The organism is Vibrio sp. 378 (assembly GCF_033339435.1).
On sequence record NZ_JAWOUO010000283.1, the window covers coordinates 1 to 875 of the forward strand.

Genomic DNA, 875 nt, shown 5'->3' on the forward strand with positions numbered 1-875 from the left:
GATCACAAATTTTTATGAGACTTTCACGCAAACGTTAATCACAACAAAACAACATCAACTTTTAAGCAGTTAAGACAAATAAAGCAACCAAGCCAGCAAAAATACACACAAACAAGTTCAAAACTGACGCTCTACAATACTCATTTTATTTACATAACTTTCTTCAAATACAAAAAAGCCGGCTTACGCCGGCGAATAATTATGTATTTAAAGCTCATTCAAACCAAGCACATCGGTCATGGTATAAAAGCCCGCCGGCTTGGAATGTAGCCACACAGCAGCCTTCACGGCACCATTAGCAAAAGTCATGCGGTCCGTCGCTTTGTGCGTTATTTCGACTCGCTCACCAATATCAGCAAACATTGCTGTGTGCTCGCCGACAATGTCACCTGCACGAATGGTTGCAAAACCGATTTCATCTTTAGTACGCTCACCAGTAATGCCTTCACGCGCATACACCGCAACATCACTTAACTTGTTGCCCATAGCGCCAGCAATCGCCTCTCCCATACCAATCGCAGTACCTGACGGAGCATCAACTTTATGGCGGTGATGAGCTTCGACAATCTCGACATCGCAGTAATCACCCATTACTTTTGCAGCTTTCTCAAGCAACTTAAATACTAGGTTCACACCAACAGAGTAGTTAGGCGCCATCACAACAGGTACGTGCTTCGCAACTGCATCAATCAGTGCTCGCTCTTCTTCACTAAAGCCAGTGGTACCAATTACGATAGACTTCCCATGCTGTTTACATAACTCTAAGTTCGCTAACGTACTTACTGGAGCGGTAAAGTCGATAACAACATCAAAATTGTCGACCTCTTTCTCTAGGTCATCGGTCAGGAAAACATCGAACTTTCCTTCACCACAAA

General features: G+C 43.5%; 1 protein-coding gene. It reads right to left on the reverse strand.

Annotated features, from left to right (window positions below; all coding sequences use genetic code 11):
- Positions 1 to 207: 207 nt before the first annotated feature.
- A partial coding sequence (dapB, locus tag R7Q48_RS25730; protein WP_031414956.1) for a 4-hydroxy-tetrahydrodipicolinate reductase occupies positions 208 to 875 on the reverse strand: 668 nt, incomplete at its 5' end.